The organism is Corallococcus sp. CA049B, assembly GCF_003611685.1.
Lineage (GTDB): Bacteria > Myxococcota > Myxococcia > Myxococcales > Myxococcaceae > Corallococcus > Corallococcus coralloides.
This window is the reverse complement of record NZ_RAWC01000113.1, coordinates 1-21,598: the sequence shown is the minus strand read 5'-3', so window position 1 is coordinate 21,598 and position 21,598 is coordinate 1. Positions and strand designations below refer to the sequence as shown.

17 protein-coding genes and 1 pseudogene are annotated in these 21,598 nt (G+C 70.6%); 4 read left to right on the top strand and 14 right to left on the bottom strand.

Annotated features, from left to right (window positions below; genetic code table 11):
• Positions 1-5: 5 nt before the first annotated feature.
• The 6 genes from D7W82_RS23315 to D7W82_RS23290 form a co-directional block, all read right to left on the bottom strand.
• Positions 6-764 (bottom strand): ZIP family metal transporter, encoded by a 759-nt coding sequence (locus tag D7W82_RS23315; RefSeq protein WP_120590942.1) that lies wholly within the window; start codon positions 762-764, stop codon positions 6-8.
• 32 nt (positions 765-796) lie between these two features.
• On the bottom strand, positions 797-2,089 hold the full coding sequence (locus D7W82_RS23310) for a COG3014 family protein (RefSeq protein WP_233587891.1): 1,293 nt from the start codon (positions 2,087-2,089) through the stop codon (positions 797-799).
• A 9-nt stretch (positions 2,090-2,098) separates the two neighbouring features.
• Entirely contained in the window at positions 2,099-2,710 is a 612-nt protein-coding gene (gene lpoB, locus D7W82_RS23305; protein ID WP_120620456.1) for a penicillin-binding protein activator LpoB, read from the bottom strand.
• 14 nt (positions 2,711-2,724) lie between these two features.
• A complete protein-coding gene (locus D7W82_RS23300) occupies positions 2,725-3,540 on the bottom strand; it encodes a hypothetical protein (protein WP_120620455.1) in 816 nt (271 codons plus the stop codon).
• Between the two features lie 10 nt (positions 3,541-3,550).
• The gene (locus D7W82_RS23295) at positions 3,551-4,114 is read right to left on the bottom strand and encodes a hypothetical protein (protein ID WP_120620454.1); all 564 of its coding nucleotides are present in this window, start codon (positions 4,112-4,114) and stop codon (positions 3,551-3,553) included.
• Between the two features lie 131 nt (positions 4,115-4,245).
• Positions 4,246-5,886 (bottom strand): mechanosensitive ion channel family protein, encoded by a 1,641-nt coding sequence (locus D7W82_RS23290; protein ID WP_120620453.1) that lies wholly within the window; start codon positions 5,884-5,886, stop codon positions 4,246-4,248.
• 181 nt (positions 5,887-6,067) lie between these two features.
• Between D7W82_RS23290 and D7W82_RS23285 the strand changes: the two genes are divergently transcribed.
• The 4 genes from D7W82_RS23285 to D7W82_RS23270 all read left to right on the top strand — a co-directional run bounded on the left by D7W82_RS23285 (position 6,068) and on the right by D7W82_RS23270 (position 11,302).
• The gene (locus tag D7W82_RS23285) at positions 6,068-6,454 is read left to right on the top strand and encodes a PleD family two-component system response regulator (RefSeq protein ID WP_014398957.1); all 387 of its coding nucleotides are present in this window, start codon (positions 6,068-6,070) and stop codon (positions 6,452-6,454) included.
• Positions 6,454-8,040 (top strand): multiheme c-type cytochrome, encoded by a 1,587-nt coding sequence (locus D7W82_RS23280; RefSeq protein ID WP_370451069.1) that lies wholly within the window; start codon positions 6,454-6,456, stop codon positions 8,038-8,040. The genes D7W82_RS23285 and D7W82_RS23280 overlap by 1 nt, the downstream gene beginning before the upstream one ends.
• A 125-nt stretch (positions 8,041-8,165) precedes the next feature.
• Positions 8,166-10,130: a LysM peptidoglycan-binding domain-containing protein gene (locus tag D7W82_RS23275; RefSeq protein ID WP_120620452.1), complete on the top strand. Its 1,965-nt coding sequence runs from the start codon at positions 8,166-8,168 to the stop codon at positions 10,128-10,130.
• A gap of 407 nt (positions 10,131-10,537) precedes the next feature.
• Entirely contained in the window at positions 10,538-11,302 is a 765-nt protein-coding gene (locus tag D7W82_RS23270) for a L,D-transpeptidase family protein (RefSeq protein ID WP_120620463.1), read from the top strand.
• A 4-nt stretch (positions 11,303-11,306) separates the two neighbouring features.
• Here the strand turns inward: D7W82_RS23270 and D7W82_RS23265 are convergent, their stop codons facing one another.
• The 8 genes and pseudogenes from D7W82_RS23265 to D7W82_RS23230 all read right to left on the bottom strand — a co-directional run.
• Entirely contained in the window at positions 11,307-13,064 is a 1,758-nt protein-coding gene (locus D7W82_RS23265; protein ID WP_120620451.1) for an ATP-binding protein, read from the bottom strand.
• A gap of 86 nt (positions 13,065-13,150) precedes the next feature.
• Positions 13,151-15,670, bottom strand: coding sequence for a serine/threonine-protein kinase (locus tag D7W82_RS23260; protein ID WP_120620450.1), 2,520 nt, complete (start codon positions 15,668-15,670; stop codon positions 13,151-13,153).
• Positions 15,671-15,778: 108 nt separating this feature from the next.
• Positions 15,779-16,552 (bottom strand): hypothetical protein, encoded by a 774-nt coding sequence (locus D7W82_RS23255; protein ID WP_120620449.1) that lies wholly within the window; start codon positions 16,550-16,552, stop codon positions 15,779-15,781.
• Positions 16,549-17,835 carry an ABC transporter permease gene (locus tag D7W82_RS23250; RefSeq protein ID WP_120620448.1) on the bottom strand — a complete coding sequence of 429 codons (1,287 nt, stop codon included), beginning with the start codon at positions 17,833-17,835 and terminating at the stop codon, positions 16,549-16,551. The genes D7W82_RS23255 and D7W82_RS23250 overlap by 4 nt, the downstream gene beginning before the upstream one ends.
• On the bottom strand, positions 17,832-18,536 hold the full coding sequence (locus D7W82_RS23245) for an ABC transporter ATP-binding protein (protein ID WP_120620447.1): 705 nt from the start codon (positions 18,534-18,536) through the stop codon (positions 17,832-17,834). The genes D7W82_RS23250 and D7W82_RS23245 overlap by 4 nt, the downstream gene beginning before the upstream one ends.
• Positions 18,533-20,188 (bottom strand): hypothetical protein, encoded by a 1,656-nt coding sequence (locus tag D7W82_RS23240; protein ID WP_120620446.1) that lies wholly within the window; start codon positions 20,186-20,188, stop codon positions 18,533-18,535. The genes D7W82_RS23245 and D7W82_RS23240 overlap by 4 nt, the downstream gene beginning before the upstream one ends.
• A gap of 118 nt (positions 20,189-20,306) precedes the next feature.
• Positions 20,307-21,113, bottom strand: a complete 807-nt coding sequence (locus tag D7W82_RS23235) for a hypothetical protein (protein WP_120620445.1) — start codon at positions 21,111-21,113, stop codon at positions 20,307-20,309.
• Between the two features lie 31 nt (positions 21,114-21,144).
• Positions 21,145-21,598, bottom strand: a pseudogene (locus tag D7W82_RS23230) (hypothetical protein); the annotation flags it as partial.

Sequence of the window (21,598 nt, the reverse complement as noted above, 5' to 3'; positions counted from 1 at the left end):
TGCCGTCAGTGCTCCGTGTGTCCCAGGACGCGCGCGAGCACGAACATCACCAGCAACCCGGCTGCCAATGCCACCAGGTTGCGTCCGGGCTTGTCCCGCCCGTGCTTGTTCACGTGCGGCAGCAGGTCCGACACGGCGATGTAGAGGAAGGTGCCGGCGGAGAAGGCCAGGGCCTTGGGCGCCAGCGACTGGAAGCTCAGCACCGCGTCGAAGCCGAAGTAGAGCACCGCGCCCACGGGCACCATCAGGCCATACAGCGCGGTGTACGCCAGGATGGTGCCGCGCTTCTTGCCCTCCGCCTGGAGGATGGACGCGAGCGACAGCGACGAGGGCACCTTGTGCGCGGTGATGGCCAGGAGCGCCATGGCGCCCACGCCCTCCTTCACCGCGGAGCCCAGCGCGATGCCGTCGAAGAGCGTGTGCGTGGACAGGCCCAGGAACGCGCTGAAGCCCAGCGCGTGGCCGTGCACGTGCTCCGCGCAGTCCGGCGGCTCCTCGCAGGCGTGGGCCACGAGGTAGCGCTCCAGCACCAGCACGAAGAGGAAGCCCATGGGCACGAGCGCGAAGGCCCACCAGCCGCCGCCCTCGTACGCCTCCGGGAGCATGTGGAAGAAGGCCGCGCCGAACATCACGCCCGCCGCGAAGGCCAGGAACGTCACGAGCCGCGTGGAGCGATCATTGAAGATGACCACGCCCGCGCCGGCCAGCGCGCTCACTACGACGATGAAGGAGTACAGGAGGACTTCGGCTACGACCGGCGACATGGGGCGCGCACCCTACTCCCAAAACGACGCCGTCAGTAGCTTCGCACCACCAGCACCTCCACCCGCCCTGGCTTCACCTCCACCAGGTGTGTGGTGGGCCGCCCCGGTGCATCCACCTGGACGGTGTGTTTTCCTGGAGGAAGCCGGAAGCGCGCCACCTGGAACTCCGCCGGCAGTGAAAGCCAGGAGCGCAGGTCGGCCTGGTTGCCCGCGTTGAGCACCAGGAAGGTGAGCACGCCCAATTCCTTGCTCTTCGTCAGCGCGCCCACGCCCGCGGCCACGCCCGCCTTCGCCACCGCGCCCGCCAGCTGCTTCGCCAGCATGCGGCCGATGCGGTCGTTCAGGTGCACCTGCGCCACGCGCGACAGCGACGTCACCGTCACCGCCGCTTGCGCCTGTCCCTGCACCGACACGCGCACCGGCGGTGTGCCGCCGCGGTCCCGGTACACGGGCACTTCAATCAGGTCCCCGGAGTCGCCGTAGTCGCGCGACGCGCGCTCCTTCTGCGGCGCCAGGCCCGCCTCCACCACCACGACGAGCTGCCCTTCACCGGGGCCCACCGCGTCGCGCGCCACGTCCGGGAACTTCTGGGAGAGCATCGCGTAGGCGTCGTCGCGGCCCGTCTTCTTCGCCAGCCGCAAGAGGGGCTCCACCAGCCCGCCCAGCCGGGGCTCCAGCTCGTACGCCTTCATGTAGTCGATGAAGGCCGAGTCCCACTCGCGCTGGTCCTCGTACAGCACGCCGCCCAGGTAGCGCGCGATGGCGAGCTGTTCGTACGGCTTCTTCTCCTCGGTGATCATCTTCTCGATGCGCTCGTTGACGCGGCGGACCTCCACGAGCGCGTCCTCGTCCCGGCCCAGCTCCGCGTAGTTGAGCGCCTGGAGGACGGAGATCATCAGCTTCTCGAAGTCCTCCCCGCGGTAGGCGCGGCGCCGCTCGTTGCTGAGCAGGATGCCTGCCTCTTCGCTCACGGAGGTGATGTCCAGCTGCGCGCTCAGGTCATCCGCCTGGGCCAGCACCTTCGTGCTCTCCTCCCACTGCCCTGCCGCGTGCAGCACCATGCCCTTGTCCAGGAGGAGCAGGAGCTGGTCGCGCTCGGGGGCCTCCTTCTGCTCGCCGTCCAGCTCCCGCAGGGCGCGCGGATAGTCGGAGGACTGGTACGCGGAGCGCGCGGAGGCCGTGCGCGCCACGTAGTCGCTGGCGCAGCCGGTGCCGGAGCCCAGGGCGCTCAGAGCCAGGACGAACAGCAGGCCCCAACGCGCCGCCGCCGGGGAAGCGGCGGGGACGCGCGGGGCCTGGGAGGCGATGTCGGGGAGGTTGGACACGGCGGACGGCTACCAGCTCACGCCCTGCTTCTCGAACTTCTTGCGGATCTGCTTCTCGTCCGTCCACGCAATCGTGCCGGTGCGCACGTCGTTCAGCTTCGCCGTCATCTTGTAATAGACGAGCTTGTCGCGGCCGACCTCCTGGATGATGGAGGCGAGGTCGCCCGTCATCAGGAAGTCCACCGACGCCTGCTGGCCCGGGGCCTTGGCGGCGTTCGGGTTCACGTAGCCGGACTGCTGGTACTCGTACTCCTCCGCGATGTCCTGGCGCGCCTGCTGGTCCACCAGCGCGAAGCGGCCCGTCTGCGCGAGCGCCGTCTGAATCTTGTCCCCCAGCGAGCGCATGTCGATGTGCTCACTGGTGCTGTTGCGCAGCTTGCCCACGAGGACGATGGGCAGGGCCGCGCCCTGCGGCGGGGCTTGAGCGAAGCGCGGGGAGCTGGCGAGCGACTCGGCCATCTTCTTCGCGATGAGCTGCAGGTCGTTCTCGTTGAAGCGGTCGCCCAGCATCTCGATGGTGTTGGGGTCCTCGTAGGTGCCGCGCGTGAAGGCGCGGGGGCCTCCACAGCCGGCGAGCGACACGGCGAGGAGGGCGGACAGCAACAGGCGGCGGGTGTTCATGGTCGGGTTGACTCCTAGTTCCATTCGCATTCGAAGCGGCTGCCTTCGAAGTTCCACTTGTAGGCAAGCACCGCGTCGCGGCGGTAGCCGGCCGTCAGCCGGCAGAGGCTCTGCAGGGACGCGCGCGGATAGTCGAAGGTGTACGTCTGCGCCTTCGCGCGCTCCTGCGGGGTGAGCTGCGAGGGGTGCGTGAGCGTGGGGCTGGCGCTGGCGGCCACCATCACGCGGTGCGCGCCGTACGTCTTGAGCGGCACGTGGCCCGCGAGCTGGATGCGGCGCACCGTGCGCGCCACCATGATGTCGCTGCGGTCCACCATGGTCTCGTGGCTGTTGCGGCGCAGCAGCAGCTCCGGGAGGTTCGCGGAGAACACGCGGGTGATGTCCCCGTCGTCCACGAAGAAGTAGAGGAACGCCTCGCGCGCGGTGCGGCTCTCCCCGGTGAAGTCCAGCGTCACCAGGATGTCCAGCTGCCGGTTGGGCGCCAGGCCATGGCGCGACACCGCCGCCAGCACCGTCTTGTCCACGCCCGCCTTCTTCAGGCGGATGAGGCCGTCCGCGCTCGCATCGCAGGCGCAGCGGCGCTCTTCAATCATCTTCACCAGCTGCGCGGGCTCGAAGCCGGCCTGCGACAGCTTGGTCAGCTCCTCGTCGGTGAGCGGGAGCTGGTCCGACCGCTCATAGATGCGCGGCAGCGCGTTCGGGTCCCACTGGATGATGTTGTAGGTCTGCACGTCCCCCGACGGGAACGGCAGTGCCACGGACGGCGAGGCGGCGCGAGGCGCCTGGGCCGTGGTCAACGCGACAGCGGCGGCGAGCAGTTGAGCGATCATGGCGTCTCCGTCAGAACCGGTATCCAACGTTCATGAACAACCGGTTCGTGACTCCTCCTCCCCCAATGGGGATGTCCGGCGAGTAGTGCAGCCCCATGAGCACGCGGTCGCGGCGGTCCAGGAAGAGCTCCGCGCCCACCTGCGGCGACAGGGCGAAGCGAAGGCCCTCGCCCTCCGGGATGACGATGGCGCCCGCCTTGAGGCCCAGGGTGAAGGCCAGCGGCCAGCCCCAGGTGCGGAACGTGGGGCCCACGTTGCCGACGAAGCGCCCACCGTCGAAGACGTACGCGCCGCTGACGTCCAGGCGGTACCAGTCATCCCCCCAGAGGGACACGGTGGCGCCCACGAACAGCGGCGGGCCTTCCGGTGCGCCCCGGGGGTTCTCCTGGGAGTTGATGGCCGCGCCCCAGTCGAACTGGAGCGACACGCCGCGGCGGTTGTCGCCGTAGCCCCCCTTGCCGTACTCCGACTCCTCGGGCCCGTCGGTGCGGCCCCGCTCCTGGGCGCTCGCGGTGAGCGGCGCGGCGACGGCCAGGAGCGCCAGGGCTCCGCACAACGTGACAGGACGCTTCATCTGATGGACTCCCCAGCGTGGGTGCGAATGCTCTTACGCGCGTCTTACGCCGCGTGGGCCGACATATTCATCGCGCGGCGAGCGTCCGTGCAAGCGCCCGTTTTCCCTGGGCTCTCACAGACGCTCTTCCATCAGGACCGGGGCTCTGGAGCGCCCTGGATGGCGTCCTCCTGGCCGTCCCGGGCGGGCGGGGGCTGCGCGGGACGGGACTCGCTGCGCACCATGGGCAGCCAGTGGGGCTTCGAGCGCAGGAAGACGACCAGCCGCTCGCGCACGAGGAAGCGCAGGTCGCCCAGCTTGCTGGAGTTCGCCGCGCTCACCAGGGCGCGCACGGTGAGGGTCTTGTCCATCACGTCGAAGACGACCAGCGTCTTCACCCGCCCATCCCACAGGTCCTTCGCCTCGTTGGCGAGGATGCGGTCCAGCTCCGCGCGCAGCGCGTCGATGTCCGCCATGTAGTCCACCTGGAGGATGACGGTGCCCATGATCTCCGGGGACCCCTTGCTCCAGTTCTGGAACGGCTTGTCCAGGAACTGGTTGATGGGGATGACCATGCGCCGCTGGTCCCAGATGCGCAGCACGACGTACGTGAGGGTGATCTCCTCCACCGTGCCGAACTCGCCCTCCACCAGCACGTTGTCGCCAATGCTGACGGGCTGGGTGATGGACAGCTGGATGCCGGCGAGCAGCGAGGACAGCGACTTCTGCGCGGCGAGACCGATGGCGAGGCCGGCGATACCGGCGGAGGCCAGGAGCGACACGCCCACGTTGCGCACCACCTCGAACTGCATGAGCAGCAGCGCGGCGGCGATGACGTAGGTGGCGACCTCGAAGACGGCGCGCAGCACGGCCAGCTGCGTGCGCAGCGAGCGCGCGCGGCGGTGGGGGCTGGCCTCGGAGGCGACGCGGCTCTGGACGTAGGCCTCCGACACGCGGAGGAAGCGCAGGATGAACCACGCCACCGCGACGATGGTGAGCGAGTAGCTCACCCGGTCGCTCAGCAGCTTCAGCTTGGGAGGCAGGAGCAGGAACGAGGTGCCCAGCGCCAGCAGGAGGGCGAAGAAGGGCAGCCGCAGGGGGCCCCGGCCCGCGTTGACGAGCTGGTCGTCCCAGGAGATGCGCGTCCAGCGCGCCACCCGCAGCGCCGCGGCCAGCAGGAACTTCTCCAGGAGATAGGAGAGGACCCACGCGCTCAGGAGCGTCACCGCGAGCCCCAGCCACTGCCACGGCTCCAGCCCCAGCACCGTGCGGTCGAAGAAGACGGCCGGGAGCGTTTCGGTGAGCAGCGGGCCGTACTCCTCGAAGAGCGGGTCCACCATCTTCACGGTGGGCTCCGACACCACCCAGATGAAGGTGTTGTCCACGCTCATGCGCTGCAGCCGGATGGGCACGCTCTCGCCCTTGAGCGGGATGGCCCCCATCGACACGAAGCGTGAAGTGGGGGACTCGCCCTCCGGCGTCTTCGGCAGGACGGAGGTGTCCACCGACAGCTCGCGGTCCAGGACGAATTTCAGCTTCCGCGCCAGCTGGGCGCCCTGCGCGGGCTGCTCGGATGCCGGAAGGTGGTCCAGGTAGAGGTAGTAGGCGGCGCGGTGGTAGTCCCCGCGATGCACCGCGTCCAGGAAGCCCTGCGCCGTGGCGCGAGGCGACGAGCGGTCCAGGTCCTGCGGGACCTGCCCCAGGCCATTGTTGAGGGCCAGGACGGGGAGGCCCCCCAGGACGCACCCCAGGAGAAGGAGGGCCACCAGGACCCGGGAGGCATGGCGCTTCATGGGCGCCTCCATACTCCGTGTGCGGCCGGTTGTCCGGGAAAGACGGTGGGTGTTTCCCAGCCCGCCCGGCCGCTGGGACGCCCGGAGTCGAGACCCGGAAACCCGTGCTGGAACGCGACACGGGAAAGCATTGGTGCGCCGCTGGGTGGTGGGCTAGAACCGACCCCCAAGGAAGGTCGCCGTGTCCGAAGAGAAGCGAAGAATCCTCCTCATTGACGACAGCGAGATCACCCTCGCCATGGAGAAGGCTGTCCTGGAGGCGCGGGGCTATGAGGTCGTGGCCACCTCCACGCTCATGGAGTTTGAGAAAACGCTTCAGAGTTGGCGGCCGGACCTCATCCTCACGGACATCCACATGCCCGAGGCGAAGGGCACGGACATCTGCCGCACGCTGAAGAACGAGTACAACACGCAGGACATCCCCATCGTGTTGTTCTCCAGCCTGCCGGACGACGAGCTGTCGAAGCTGGCCGAGCAGGTGGGCGCGGATGGCTCGCTCTCCAAGGTGAACGGCCTGGAGGCGATGGGCGAGAAGATCGACGAACTGGTGCAGAGCATCCTCTGGTGATGACGATGCGCGCGGCCGTCCTCGCGGTGCTCGTGAGCGCGCTCCTCACCGGTTGCAGACGCCAGGAGCCGCGCGCCCCGGAGAGCGGCGCGGGCAGCGCCCCCGGGCAGCAGCAGGCCTCCTCCCCCGCTCCCGCCGCGCCTCCGGGCGCCGTGCTGTTCCTCTCCGCGGACACGCGTGGCTACCTGGGCCCGTGCGGCTGCAGCGAGAACATGCGCGGCGGCATCGGCCGGGCGGCGTTCCAGGTGCAGGAGGCGCGCAAGGGCGGCCAGCCGGTGCTGTACATCGACGGCGGCAACAGCCTCTTCGGCGAGACGCACCTCAAGGCGGATCAGGTGCCGCAGGAGGAGCTCAAGGCGAAGGCGCTCGCGGACGCGTTCCGCACCATGGGCATCGCCGCGCGCGCCACGGGTGAGCTGGATGACACGCGAGGCGCGGCCTTCCGCCAGGGCCTGGGCCTGCCGGAGATTCCGGCGGGCGGCGTGAAGGTGCTGGACGCGGGGACGCGCAAGGTGGGCGTGGTGGCGGCGGCGTCCGGCGAAGCGCTGGTGAAGGCCAGCCAGCAGGCGCGCGAGCAGGGCGCGGACTTCGTGGTGGGCCTGCTGGCCCAGCCGCTGGAGGCCGCGCAGGCCGCCGCCGCGTTGCCGGGGCTCGCCGCGAACCTGGTGGTGGCCACGCACAGCGCCGGTGAGTTCTCCGCCGAGGAGAACCGGCTGGTGCGCTCCGAAGTGCCGGTGGTGGCGCTGCAGAGCAAGGGGCGCTCGCTGTTGCGCGTGGACCTGACGTACGCGCCGGCGAAGGGGCCCTTCACGCCCCAGCGCTCGCAGGGGGACGTGGAGCGGGAAGTGACGGCGCTGGAGCAGCGCCTGTCGCTCCTGGACAAGGAGATTTCCCGGCCCGGCATCGACCCGAAGCTGAAGACGCTGAAGCAGGGCAAGCGCGACGAGCTCTCCGCGCGCAAGCAGGGCCTGCTCACCGCGCCGCCCGCGCCCACCGACGGCGTCAACGGCTTCGCGCTGCGCTTCCTGCCGCTGGAGTCGAACCTGCCCACCGCGCCGGACGCGCAGGCGCTGGTGAAGGCGTACGACGCGAACGTGGGCCAGCTGAACCTCGCGTGGGCGAAGGCGCACGGCCAGGACTGCCCGCTGCCTCCGAAGGGACAGGCGGGCTTCGTCGGCAGCGCGGTGTGCGCGGACTGCCACCCGGACGCGACCGGCGTGTGGGAGCGCACGAAGCACCACCACGCGTGGGAGACGCTGGAGGAGGTGGGCAAGCAGCACCACCTCAACTGCGTGGGCTGTCACGTCACCGCCTGGCAGAAGCCCGGCGGCGTGTGCCGGCTGGACAAGGTGGCGGGCCGCGAGGACGTGGGCTGCGAGAGCTGCCACGGTCCGGGCTCCAAGCACGTCGACGCGCCGAGCCCCGCGACCATCGTGGGCAAGCCGGGACAGGCCGTGTGCGTCACCTGCCACAACACGGAGAACTCGCCGCACTTCGACTTCGCCACCTATCTGCCTCGCATCCTCGGCCCCGGCCATGGCGGAACGGGGAAGAGCGGGCAGACAGGCGAGCCACCGGCGAAATAGGGTCGCTCGCTCCTACGGTGGGTCCTTCCCGAGGGCATACCGGGCGACTTGTTGTTTGACTGTCAAGAAAGCTGGCGAATACTGCGGGCTTCGCCTGCTTCTGGGCGACCTCGCCTGGCGTTCCCATGCCGCTTTCCCTGCTCCTGCTTGCCCTGGCCTCGGTTCCCTCCTCGCAGGGCGTGGCGCCGTCACCGGTGCCGCCGCCCGGCGTGCATGCGGTGCCCCCCTCGCAGGCTCCTTCCCTGACGGCGGACGGCAGCCTGGCCACGCCCCCCGCTCCCATGGAGGAAGGCGAAGAGACGGAAGAGGTGGAGAACGAGTCCGCCGAGTTGGAGGAGCTGCGCGCGCTGGAGGGCGCGACGCTGGACCCGGAGGCGAAGCCGAACGCGGAGATGATGCAGTCGCTGCGGCGGCTGGGGCTGACGAACCCGTTGCGGCTGCGGATGTTGGACGCGCTGGAGGAGCCCACCTTCCGCGAGGACGACACCGCCCCGCCGCTGGCGCGCATCACCGACCTGGCGAACTTCGATATTTCGCAGGTGAAGGACCGCTACGACATCCCGGTGGACATGCAGCCGCGGGTAGCCGAGTACATCCAGTTCTTCCAGGGCCCCGGCCGCAAGTGGTTCCGCAAGTGGATGGCGCGCTCCACGCGCTACCTGCCGGTGATGCAGCCCATCCTGGAGTCGAAGGGCCTGCCCCGGGACACGGTGTACCTGGCGATGATCGAGAGCGGCTTCTCCGCGAACGCGTACTCGTGGGCGCACGCGGCCGGGCCGTGGCAGTTCATCTCCAGCACGGGCAAGCAGTACGGCCTCAAGCAGGACTTCTGGGTGGACGAGCGGCGCGACCCCATCAAGGCCACGCACGCGGCGGCGGCGTACCTGAAGGACCTCTACGGTGAGCTGGGCCACTGGTACCTGGCGTGGGCGGGCTACAACACGGGCTCGTACCGGGTGCGCAAGATGGTGGCGCGCTACGGGACGAACGACTTCTGGGTGCTGGCGGAGGAGCCCGGGCTGGCGAAGGAGACGAAGCACTACGTGCCCAAGCTCATCGCCGCGGCGCTGGTGGCGAAGAACCCCACCGCGTTCGGCTTCTCCGAGGAGGAGTTCCAGTACGAGTCCACGCTGGAGTACGACGAGGTGAAGCTCACGGACGCGACCGACCTGGACGTGGTGGCGCGCGCGGCCGGGGTGAGCGTGACGGACGTGCAGGAGCTGAACCCGGAGCTCAAGCGCTGGTGCACGCCTCCGGCGACGGCCGCGAAGCCCTACACCCTGAAGCTGCCTCGCGGCACCACGACGCTCTTCGCGCAGAACCTGGCGAAGCTGTCACCGGCGGACCGGCTGACGTTCCGGGTGCACACGGTGAAGAGGGGCGACACGCTGTCGCAGATTGCCCAGAAGTACGGCACGGCGGCGGAGGCCATCCTCCAGATGAACCGGCTGAAGAGCGCGCGGGTGCTGAAGGTGCGCGCGGAGCTGGTGATTCCGGTGCCGGCGAACGGCCGGGGTGGCAGCGGTGTCGCGGGCGGTGGCGCGGTGGCCTCCGGCGCGCTGGCGGCGAAGGTGGCGCAGGCCCGGCGCAGCGGCGTGGTGGCGACGCGGCCGGAGGACGAGGTCCCGGCGGGCACGCCCCGGGGCCCCGTGGCGGCGGGCCCCGTGAAGACGGAGAAGGTGGATGGCAAGACGCGCATCACCTACGGCGTGCAGGAGGGCGACAGCCTGTGGCTCATCGCCAACCGCTTCCAGGTGTCGGTGGACGACCTGAAGAAGTGGAACAACCTGCCCAAGCGCAACCGCACGCTGTCGCTGGGCACGCTGCTGGCGGTGTGGCCGCCGGAGTCCAAGGGCGCGGCGCCGGCGAAGGTGGAGGAGCGCGGCGGCACCATCGTGGTGGCCAACGCCGTGGCGGGGCAGGCGCCCGTGGGCCCCAAGGGCAAGGTGCATACGCTGGCCGAGGGCGAGACGCTCTGGTCGGTGTCGCAGCGCTACAACGTGTCCGTCGAGGACATCATGAAGTGGAACCACATCAAGGACCACCGCACGGTGCCCACCGGCAAGCTGCTGTCGCTGAGCGCGCCGTAGCGGCTTGAAGGGCATGGCGCGACGGCCGGGACCTTGCAGTCCCCGGCGCCATGCTCGCATCCGCACTGCATCGAGAGTCCCCGCTTCTTCCCTCTGAAACGCCCGGCACGCGTGAGTCCTCGCCTGTCTTGTCCGTCCTGCCCCGTGGAGCCGAACGTCCGGGGGACAGGACGGTCTCGGGTGGCAACTCGCTGACGCGCTTCAGCGGGCCCGGTCCGGCACCGCGAGGGCTGTCCGTTGCCCCGCCGTCCGACGGCGTGTCCGGTCCGGAGCAGCGCGCACGCGACATCGTGGCAGGCACCGCGGCGACCGTCGTCGCGCGAGCGGAGGAGGCGACACGTGCGGTGACGGCTGGGGGCCTGGGCGTCAGGGAGCCTCCGGTCGACTTCGCGGGCGCAGCGGTTCCGGTGGCAGGCGTCCTGGAACATCCCCGCTTCGCCGGGTCCCCGCAGCTCGCGGACGTGGCTTCTGGCGCGACGGTGCTGGGCACCGGCTCGAAAGGTGACGGGCTTCGCGCGGTGCAGGGCGCGCTCATGGACATGGGGTTCGCGCTCTACGGCGGCGCGGACGGACGCTACGGCCCGGACACGGCGCGCGCGCTCCGCAACTTCCAGGTGCACGCGGGCCTGCGCTCCAGCGGCGTGCTCGACGCCGCCACGCTGAAGGCCCTGGAGACGCTCGCTCCGGCTCCGGGCTCACGGGGACAGTCGCGCGCCCTGCCCTCTCCGTTCTACTCGGGCCAGCCCGTGCGCGTGCTCATCGCGCTGCGCGAGCACCGCACCTTCCTCTTCGACCCGGAGGGGAAGCTCGTGGACATCTTCCCCAACGCGGTGGGCACCGCCGCCACGCCCACGCATCCAGGCCTCAAGGTCGTCCGCGCGAAGTTGGATCAAGTGGCCACCGAGGACGCGGGCGCGCGGCTGTGGAACGACCGGCACGTGTTCGGCTCGCGGCTCCTGGACCTGTCCTGGGCGGATGGACGCCGCAGCGGCGAGGAGCTGCATGGCACCAGCGCCCCTGCCCTGCTCGGCGGCGACGTGTCCCACGGATGCATCCGTCACGCGAACGAGGACATCCTCGTGCTGCATGACGCGCTCGCCGTGGGCGACCGCATCGCGGTGGTGGAGACGCTCCAGGACCCGCACCTGGGCGTCCCCGTCACCGTGGGCTGACGGCCTACTGTTCTTCCAGGAGCATCTTCAGCTCCCGCACGCGCTTGCTGATGAAGTCGCGGTCCAGCTTGCGGAAGTTCTCCGGCAAGAGCGCCCGGCTGGTGCACTCCTGCACCGCCACCAGGTTCTGCATCTCAATCTCCAGCGGGTAGCTGGGCGGCACGAAGTCCGCCAGCACCGCGGCCAGGTCGTCCTTCGTCACCTGATCGCGTCCCTCCGCCAGCGCGCGGAACTTCGAGCGCACCATCACCGCCTCGATGTCCGCGCCGCTGAAGGCGCGCACGCCGCCGGGGATGAGCGCGGCGAAGGACTCCACGCCCTCCACTGACACGCCGGTCTTCTTGCTCATCGCCTGGAACAGCTCGTTCCGCTCCTCGTCCGTCTGCGGATAGAAGAGCGCGAGGTGCTCCTCCGCGCGGCCCTGGCGCTTCAAGTCGATGGGCAGCAGGTCCGGCCGCGCCGTCAGCAGGAACCAGACAATCTTGCCGCGGTACTGCGTGTTGCCCATGAAGGACGCGATGGAGCCGAAGATGCGGCTGCTCGTCCCGGAGTCCCCGCCGGAGTCGCGGTTGCCGAGGAAGGTGTCCGCCTCGTCCACCATCACCGCCACCGGCCACAGGGCCTTCAGCAGGTTGAAGATCTTCTCCAGGTTCGATTCCGTCACGCCCTGCCACTGGCTGCGGAAGTTCAGGAACTTCACCACCGGGATGCCAATCTCCCCGGCGAAGCAGCTCACCATGAACGTCTTGCCCGTGCCCACCGGTCCGCTGACCAGGTAGCCCATGGGCATGACCTCGATGCGGCCCTTCTTCAGCGCGGACGCCGCCTGCCGCAGCATCTGCTTGGCGGGCGCGTGCCCCGCCACCGCGTCCAGCGTGTGCGCGGGCTCGATGAACTCCAGGAGGCCGTGGCACTCCGCCTGGATGAGCTCCTTCTTCTTCTCCTTGAGCAGCTCCGGAGTGATGCGCACCTCCCGCTCCAGCGCCTCCGTGAGCACGCGGTCCAGGTTGATGCGCGACAGGCCCGCCGTCATCTTCGCCAGGCCCGCGACCGGCACCTCCGACACGGACTGGAGCTTCTTGCCCTCCAGCTTGGAGCGCACGTACTCCAGGCGCTCCTCCTCCGTGGGCAGCGGCAGCTCGATGGGCGCCACGTACGGGTTGCGGCTGATGCGCGGCGACACGTCCGACAGGTTCTCCGCCAGCAGCACCACCGACACGTCGCCCGCCAGGAACTGCGGGTCGTGCGCCCACTTGTCCAGCGTGGCCACCACGAAGCGGTCCTCCGCGGACAGGTGGCTCATCTCCCCGCCGGGAACCAGCGTCTCCGCGTAGTCGATGATGAGCGCCAGCGAGCGGCCCTCGCTCAGGCGCATGCGCAGGAAGTTCTCCAGGATCTGGAGCGCCCGGCCCGGGTCGCGCGGCATGACCTTGGCGTAGTCCGTGCCGTACATGGCGTCGTAGCCCGTCATGGCCCGCGCCAGGTCCTTCTGCGTCTCCGGCGTCGCCGAGCGGATGCCCGACGAGCGGTCGTAGAAGAGGACGTGGTCACGCCCGCCGAACAGCTCCTCGGAGAGGAACGTCTTGAGCGTCCCGAAGCCGCGCCCGCCGTCCTCCAGCTGCAGCGGCTGCAGGTCGCGCACGGCCCCGTACAGCAGGAAGGTGCTGACCGTCTTCGTGTAGTACTTGCGCGCCAGCTGCTGCGCCCACCGGGGCAGATCCGCCAGCGGATCCGCCTTGTTCACCTTACGCACCTTGGTCACGGAAATCCCTCCGGCGCCGCTCCCCCCCAGGGACATCCAGGGGGAGGACCCCCAGGCCTACCTTAAGTGTCAGGACCGCGGTGCCGCTAATCGCGGCAGCGCGCCTGCTTCTTCAGGGTCGCTTCCACCTTGACCGTGGAACCCGCCGGGGACGGCATGCCCACGGAGACGTCCTCGTCCGCGTGGCATTTCGCCTTCAGCGTGAGCCTGCGCGTGTCCCACGGCACCCGGATGGTGGCAGGGGTGACGGCGCCCAGGTCCTTGTTGCCCTGGTAGATGGCCGCGCCCTCGGGCGTGGACTCGATCCGCACCTCCACGGGCGCGCGCTCCAGGGTCGCCGCCACGTCCAGGCCATTGTTGTTCACGGCCATCTTCTTGATGAAGGGCAGGTAGCCAGGGGCGGTGACCTCCACCAGCGGGGCGTCGTTGCTGAGCAAGAAGTCGTTGTTCACCGACTCATGGGAGCCCTGCTTCCGGGCGACCTGGCTGTCGATCTTCACCTCGGCGTCGTCCGGCTGGGTCTTGAAGATCACGACCACCGAGCGCGCCTGCCGCTTGAGGACCACCGGCACCTGCGTGGCGTTGGCGCCCTCGGACACCATGACGGACTGGTTGAAGGCCTCGTAGCCCGGAGCGGTCACCACCACCAGCACGTTGCCCACGGACATGGGCTTCAGGGCGAAGCCGTTGGGGGGGAACTTCTCCGGAGGCCCCGCGTTGATGGACACCATCGCGCTGTCCTTCGCCTCCAGCGTCTTGAGCTCCACCATCACGTAGCCCTGCGCGGGCTTGCTCGGGGAGAAGACCAGGGCCACGCCCACCAGCAGGAACAGCGACGCCAGACCCACGGCGCCGTAGAGCAGCCGCTTGTCCATGCCCTTGAAGCCCAGGCCCCGGGCGGGCGCCTCCGGCTCGGGCGCGCTCTTCTGGCGGGCTTCCTTCGCGGGCGGACGCGGCGCGTTCCCGTTGTTGAGGACGGGGGGCGCGGACGGACGCGGCGCCGGCTCCGGCAGCGGGTCCGGCCGGTGGAGGCGCTGCGGCGGACCGTCGTTGCCCCGGTTCGGCGTCGGACGGGGCGCGGGCCCGTCGTTGGCCATCAGCGTGGGCACGTTGGTCAGCGACGGACGCGGCGGCGCGGCGCTCAGCACCGGCGCGCTGTTCTGCGACAGGCGCGGCGGCGCCGGAGGCTGGGGCAGCGACGAGGGCGGCGGGATGACGGCGGTGCGGCCCGCCACGTCCTCTCCGTCGTCGTCGGGCGCGGCCGGGGACTCCAGCGGCGTGACGGCGCGGCCAATGGCGGCGCCCGGCTGGGTGGTGGGCTCCGGCGCGTCGTTGAAGACGGCGTCGCGGTCCACCATCTGCGTCGCCAGCTCCTCGTCCTCCTTGGGCGAGGGCGCGGCCGGCGCGGCGGTCAGCTTGGGCAGCGCCGCGAGCGTGGGCGAGCGGCGAGCGCCCTGCGCGGTGCCACCGGAGTTGGAGGCGCGCGGCGGCGGCGCGGACACGGGCTCCACGGGGGGCGCGGAGGGCGCCACCGCGGGGATGTTGGTCATGCTCTGCGTGGGCACCGGGGACGGGCCGCTGAAGCCCGCCTCGATGGCCGCCAGCATGCCGTCCGGCGCGCGGATGTCCGCGTACTCGGCCAGGCGCTGCTTCTCGCGCTCCACCTCTTCGGCGAACGTGGACTTCATGTACTGCATGAGGTCCTTGCGGCCGAAGATGGAGTCGTTCGTCAGCAGGAAGCGCTGCAGGTCGTCGCCCAGCTCGCTGGCGTACTGGTAGCGCTCCTCCACGTCCTTCGCGAGCGACTTGAGGACGATGCGCTCCAGCGCCTCCGGGATGCGCCGGTTGTACGTGGACGGCGACGGCACCTCCGCCTTGCGCACCTTCTCCAGCACGCTGAAGTCGCTGTCGCCCACGAAGAGGCGCTCGCCGGTGAGCATCTCGTAGAGGCACACGCCAATGGCGAACACGTCCGAGCGGCGATCCAGCGGCAGGCCGCGGATCTGCTCCGGGCTCATGTAGCCGAACTTGCCCTTGAGGATGCCGGCCTGCGTCTTCGTCGCCTTGCCCGCCGCCTTCGCGATGCCGAAGTCGATGACCTTGACCTCGCCCTCGAAGGACACGAGCACGTTCTGCGGCGAGATGTCGCGGTGGACGATGTTGAGGTCGCGCCCCATCCCGTCCTTCTTGCGGTGGGCGTAGTCCAGGCCCTCGCACATCTTCGCCACGCAGAAGGCGACCAGCGGCACGGGCGCGGGCTCACCCTTCTTCCGGCAGCGGTCGAAGATGGCCCGCATGTCCTTGCCGGGGATGTACTCCATCGAAATGAAGTAGCTGCTGGCGATCTGCCCCAGCTCGTAGATCTGCGCGATGTTGGCGTGGGTCAGCTGGACGCTGATCTTCGCCTCATCGATGAACATCGAGATGAATTCTTCATCCTCGGCGATGTTCGGCAGGATGCGTTTGATGGCGACGAGCCGCTCGAAGCCACTGGCGCCGAACTGTTTGCCGCGCCAGACCTCCGCCATGCCGCCGATGTTGACGCGGTCCAGGAGGAGATACTTCCCGAACGGGATGGGTTGCCGCTTCGGTTGAGAGGTCGTCACTGTGTGTGGGGGTCGAGTCCTTGCATGGAGCCTATCGATCGCGGCTCCAAAGGGTCAACCGCGCGCGCGGACCTATTTCCGCCCGCTTGCTCCCCAGGCGACCCCGACTCAGGGCGAAGAGGACGTCGCCGCGCCCCCATCCACCGTGGGGATCTCCAGATCGATGCCCGGAATGCCCTCGTTCTGCTCCTCGGGCTCCGCGGGGAGCGGGGCGCGCACGACGGCGACGCGCGGCTCTCCCCGGAGGGAGAGCACGGCGGGCGCACCAAAGCGCACCTCGGCGGGCAGCCCCACCAGCGTCACCCAGGCCTGCTTGCCGTCCCGGGCCACGCAGTAGAGCAGCGTGCCGGCCCGGGTGCCGGGCGCGTCATGGACGGGGCCCTCGCAGTCCGTGCGCACCTGGAGTGCATAGGCCGGCACCGGCGTGCCGCGCTCCAGGTACGGCGGCGAGCCCAGCGCGTCCACCAGGGGCTGTAGCACCGGGGCTCGCGTGGGCACGGCCTCCACCGTGGCCAGCTTCTGGGCCTCGTTCTGGAAGCGCTGCAGCGCCACGGCGGCCATCTCCGGCGAGTCCAGCGGCGTGCGGCCCTCCGCCAGCACCAGGTCCAGGAAGAGCGCCAGCACGAGCAGGATGGGCAGGAGCCGGTAGCCCTTGAAGCCCTCCGGCTTCTTGCGCAGCAATCCGGCGACGACCACGGCCAGGCCCACGCCCGCGAGCCCCAGCACGACGCTGGCGCGCACGGTGGACGGCGGCGTCAGGAGCGCGGAGACCTGTTCGGTCCGGGCGCGCAGGGAGTCCGAGAGGTCGCCCCCGTAGATCCACCCGAGCGCCCCCAGGCACAGGACGTTGGCCAGAAGCGCCTTGCGCGAAGGGCCGCTCATCCCGCCAGCGTCCTGGCCGGATCCGTGGCGGCGGCGCGACGGCTGGGGAAGTAGGCCCCGGCGAGCGCGGCCACGAGGCCCAAGAGCACCCCGCCCAGCACCACCCCCACGGGGAAGGAGAAGAAGCTCTCCGGCTTGAAGGGGAAGTTGGGCAGGTAGCCCTTCGCGAGCCGGTCCACGATGAAGGCCAGCACCAGCGCCGCCGCCGTGCCCGCCGCGCCGCCCAGCACGCCCACCACGCCGGCCTCCGCCAGCACGATGGCGCGCACGTCCGCGCGAGAGGCACCCACCGCCTGCATCACGCCAATCTCCTTGGCCCGCGCGCGCACGGACGAGGACATGGCGTGGGCGATGTTCACCGCCGCCAGCACGCAGATGAGGATGGAGAGCAGCGCCAGCGCGGACGTGGTGAGGGCCACCGCCGCGCCCGCGTTCTCCGCCAGCCGGCGCTCCTGATCATCGATTTCGAAGCCCATCCCCTTCACCGCCTCCACCAGCTCCGGGACGCGCGAAGGGTCCACGGCCACCAGCGTGACGCCGGAGTAGCTGTCCGCGTCCGCGCCGGAAGCGCGGTTGATGCGCACCGCCGTGTCCAGCGGGATGGTGATGCCCGCGAGCATGGCCCGGTCGGACGCGCCCACCACCTGCGCCTGCTGCGTGGTGGTGGGCCCGCCGGACGTGGCCGCCACGTAGGAGCGGTTGAACTCCACCGGGAAGCCGAAGCCGATGAGCATCTCCGCGGACAGCTGCGGCAGCTTGCGCGCGGGCGCGAACGTCTTGTTGTACAGCTCCAAGAGGCGCGTGGAGATGAGCGCGGGGATGGCCTTGCCCTCCCCCGGATCCTTGAAGTCCTTCGCCTCCGGCAGCCCCACGTCCTTCTGAACCAGGCCGGGGTCCACGCCCACCGCGAGCACCTCCATGCCCATGCGCAGGCGCGAGCCGAAGAAGACGCCGTCGTAGCGCGTCACCGCCGGCACGCGGACGTTCATCTTCCGGTACGCCGTCTCCACGCCGGGCAGCGCGGCCAGGCGCTCCACCGCGGCCGCGTCCAGCTTGCCGCCGCCCAACAGGCCCAGCGACACCGCCGGGGGCACCACGTCCACCAGCCGCGAGTCCGTGGGGAAGATGCGCTCGCGGATGACGCGCCCCACGCCCAGGCCCAGGCCCACGAAGAACACCAGCGCGCCCACGCCCATGGCCACGCCGAAGGCGGAGAAGAACGCGCCCTTGCGCTCACGCGCGAGGGACAACCTCACCAGCCGCGACAGTGCGTCGAACCTCAAGGGGCACCTCGCGACGCCAGGGCCTCCGACGCGGGAGACTCCTCCACCAGCCGCGCGTCCTTGAGCCGCAGCACCCGCCGCGCCACCGCGCTCATGCGCTCCTCGTGGGTGACGGTCAGCACCGTGAGCCCTTCCCTGTGCAGCTCCTGGAAGAGCTGGATGACGCCCGCGCCGGTGGCCGCGTCCAGGTTGCCCGTGGGCTCGTCGCACAGGAGCAGCTTGGGGCCGCCGAAGAGGGCCCGGGCGATGGCCACGCGCTGGCGCTCGCCGCCGGACAGCCGCACCGGCGCGCGGTCCTGCTTGGAGCCCAGGCCCACGCGCTCCAGGAGCTGGCTCGCGCGCTTGCGCCCATCCGGAGTGGCCGGACCGAAGTGAGAGGGCAGCAGCACGTTCTCCAGCGCGGACAGGTTGGGGATGAGGTGGAAGGACTGGAAGACGAAGCCCACGTGCGTGTTGCGGAAGCGCGCCAGCTCCTTGTCGCGCAGGCCGGTGAGCTTCACGCCGCCCACCTCCACCTGCCCCTGGTAGTGCACGTCCAGGCCACCCAAGAGGTGCAGCAGCGTGGACTTGCCGCTGCCAGACGCGCCCACCACCGCGACGAAGTCCCCGGCCTCGACGTCCAGTGACACGCCGTCCAGGACGCGCACGCGCGAGCCCTCGCCGTCCTCGTACTCCTTCACGACATCTCGCGCGTGGATCAAGGCGTGGCCGGGGTGGTCGTGGTCGTGGTCGTGGTGGGCGCGGGCGTGAGCCGCAGGGAGATTTCCGCCTGCAGCGCCTTGTCCTTGCGCGACAGAGCCAGGGTCACCGCGCGCAGGTCGTCCGTGGCGTCCAGCCAGCGCACCGTGGTGGCCTTGATGGCGAAGCCGCCAATGCCCCACGCGGCGGACGGCAGCGCCTTGACGGCATCCGCCAGCCGGCGCAGGTCCAGGAGCACCACCAGCGCGGCGTCCTTGCCCACCGCCTTGAGGTCTTCGGACACGGGGCCCGTGCCGGCCGGCTGCGCGAGCGAGGCCAGGGTGGACTCCAGGCGCGCCCGGGGCGCCGCGAGCAACAGCTTGCCGTCCTTGGACAGCGCGAAGTGCGCGCCTTCGCCCGCGCGGTACGACGTGAGGTACGCCTTCTGCCCGCTCACGTCCGTGGGCTCCACCTTCGCGCCGAAGCCGCCCGCGAAGCCGGGCACCTTGTCCAGCGTGGCCTGCCCCTTCGCGACGTCCTTCACCTCCGCGAGCGCCACCAGGTTGACGAAGCGGAAGGGGTTGGTGCGCCGCAGGTCCAGGTCCGGCATGCCCGAGGACAGGTTGACGTTGGGCGACAGCGACAGCGCGAGCACCATGCCCGGCTTGAGGTTGTCCAGCACCTCCGTCTTCACGTTGAAGCCCGCCTCCTGCACCGCGCGCGTCACCTGCGAGCCGGCCAGGTACGGCCACACGCCGTCCAACTGCGCCGGGTCGCCGCGGAAGCGCGCCACGAAGAAGCTGTCCTGCGGCAGCCAGCCCGCGAGCGACTCGCCGCCCTTGGGCTCCAGCGCCGCGAGCGACGCCTGCGTGTCCGGCCACGGCGCGTCCGCGCGCAGCGTCACCGCGCGCTCCTCGATGTGGCCCGTGAAGGTGATGCCCTGCACGCTGCCCGCGGGCAGGAGGCCCCTGCCGCCCGGCAGCCACACGTGGAAGTCGCGGTCGCCGGACAGCCGCTTGAGGGACGCCTCCAGCACCGGCTCCTTCGCCAGCGACTGCTCCTCCGGCAGCGCCGCCAGCTCCGACAGCCGGGGCACCGCCGCGCCCGCGGACAGGAGCACCAGGTCGTGCTTGAGGAAGAGCATGCCCAGCAGGGGCTCCGTGGAGCCCGGGCGGTTGAAGGTGACGAGCCGCCCGGCGTCCACCTTCGCGTCCTTCTCCTCCGTCGCACCCAGGCGCGTGCGGGCGAAGGTGGCGAAGGTCGTCTTCAGCTTGTCCGCGTCCTTCACGCCCAGGACGGACACCGCCTGCGTGCCGCCGAGGAAGGCCGCGCCCGCGCCGCGCTTCGGGTCGATGCCCGCGTCCTCCAGCGCCTTGCGGCTGCGCAGGTCCACGCCCACCTGCCGCATCACCGCGGACACGTAGCGCTCCGCGGAGGGGAAGTTCTGCAACTGCGCGACGAACGAGGCCACCTTGAGGTTCTGGAAGCGCGCGAGCTTCTCGCCCAGCGTGCCCAGGTCGTCGATGACGACGGCCGCCTGCGCGGTGCGCGGCAGGTAGCGCGACACGCCCCGGGGCGAATCCGCGGGCCCGGCCGCCTCCTTCCCGCAGCGCGAGCAGCCGGCGAACACGACCAACAGCAGGACCAACGGGAGGAATCCAACGCGGCGGAGCATGGGCGGCAGGACAGGATGCCTGCGCCGGAGAGTCAATCTATTCGTGCGCCGTCCCAGGCCCCCGCCAGGGTCGCAAGGTGCCACGGTGAACAGGTGCCCGTCCGGGCCCGTGCCTGGCCTACCGCACGCGCGTGCCGCCGTGCGGCAGGGGCGCGGCGGTCTCCTCGGTGAAGTCGAGGAAGCGCTCCATCTGGCGCACCGTCTCGTCCGTGGCCTCCGTCTCCGCGGAGAGCACGTCCAGCTGCCGGTTGACGCTCTCCGGGTCGCGGATGGCGATGGACTGCTCGTGCGTCAGGCGCATCAGGTCCTCGATGCCGGCCAGCTGGTGGCTCACCACCTCGCGGCTCTCGCCCGCCTGCTCGAAGCGCATCAGGCGCTTGCGCAGAATCTCCACGCGCTTGCCCTTCACGTCCTTGAGGCGCGGGTTGGCTTCGTCCGCGACCTCCGCCTCCAGCGCGGCCACCTCGGAGGTCAGGTGCTCCCGGTCGGACCCGCTCAAGTACGTGCGGTACTGGTTGAGCGCGGAGATGAGCCGCAGGAAGGACGTGAGCAGCGCGTCCAGCTTGGGCTCGCTGCTCGCGGCCAGCACGCGCCCGGCGGGCAGCTTGCGGTAGTTGGCGAGGATCTTCTCCTTCAGCCCCACCAGCTGCTGGTAGTGGTCGCGCTGCGACGGCGCCAGGTCCGCGAGCAGCGAGTCCACCGCCGCGCGCGCGGCCTCCGGGTTGTCCGGCTGCTGCGCCCGCACGGCGCGCTGGAAGCGCTTCATGGACGACAGGACGGCCAGGTAGACGCCCTCCACGCCCAGCGCCACCATCATGGGCAGCGGCTCCTGCGTCACGGCGCTGGACATGGCCGCCGTCGTCAGCCCCACCAGGTTGGCCGGCAGGAGGAACGCGGCCTTGATGTAGTTCGGTGTCTTCGCCACGTCCGACTCCCCTTCCCTCTTCCGGCCCGCTTCAGGGCCCCCGCGCCTCGGAGACGTACTTCAGCGCGCCCAGGTCCCGCGTGTCCTCCGCCGGTGGGGGCGCCGTCCCGCGATTGAGCTTCTGGAAGAGCGCCGCGGCGCTCTGGAAGAGCTCGTCATAGGTAACCGGCGCCTCGCCGGAAAGTCCGAAGAAGGCCCGATTGTCCGCCAGCGTCGCGGGCGGCGCGCTGCGGATGGCCTCCGAGGGGTCCCCCAGGTAGGGCGCCACCTCTCCCAGGAGCCGCGCCCCGGCCGCCGGGGCCTTGAGCACGCCCTGCCCCGTGTCCAGCAGCCCCCGCAGCACCCGCCGCACCGCGTCCGGATAGCGCGCCGCGAAGTCGCCCCGGGCCACCAGCACGGTGGCCAGCAGGTGCGGGGCGTCCGCCGTGGTGGCCAGCACCTTGCCGCCCCGGTCCCGCGCCGCCAGCTCCACGTCGCCCCAAAGC

What these genes read in the sequence shown, in the direction of transcription:
- D7W82_RS23315 (WP_120590942.1), bottom strand. Translation starts at nt 764, where the DNA reads ATGTCGCCGGTCGTAGCCGAAGTCCTCCTGTACTCCTTCATCGTCGTA.
- lpoB (WP_120620456.1), bottom strand. Translation starts at nt 2,710, where the DNA reads ATGAACACCCGCCGCCTGTTGCTGTCCGCCCTCCTCGCCGTGTCGCTC.
- D7W82_RS23300 (WP_120620455.1), bottom strand. Translation starts at nt 3,540, where the DNA reads ATGATCGCTCAACTGCTCGCCGCCGCTGTCGCGTTGACCACGGCCCAG.
- D7W82_RS23295 (WP_120620454.1), bottom strand. Translation starts at nt 4,114, where the DNA reads ATGAAGCGTCCTGTCACGTTGTGCGGAGCCCTGGCGCTCCTGGCCGTC.
- D7W82_RS23290 (WP_120620453.1), bottom strand. Translation starts at nt 5,886, where the DNA reads ATGAAGCGCCATGCCTCCCGGGTCCTGGTGGCCCTCCTTCTCCTGGGG.
- D7W82_RS23280 (WP_370451069.1), top strand. Translation starts at nt 6,454, where the DNA reads ATGACGATGCGCGCGGCCGTCCTCGCGGTGCTCGTGAGCGCGCTCCTC.
- D7W82_RS23275 (WP_120620452.1), top strand. Translation starts at nt 8,166, where the DNA reads ATGCCGCTTTCCCTGCTCCTGCTTGCCCTGGCCTCGGTTCCCTCCTCG.
- D7W82_RS23255 (WP_120620449.1), bottom strand. Translation starts at nt 16,552, where the DNA reads ATGAGCGGCCCTTCGCGCAAGGCGCTTCTGGCCAACGTCCTGTGCCTG.
- D7W82_RS23240 (WP_120620446.1), bottom strand. Translation starts at nt 20,188, where the DNA reads ATGCTCCGCCGCGTTGGATTCCTCCCGTTGGTCCTGCTGTTGGTCGTG.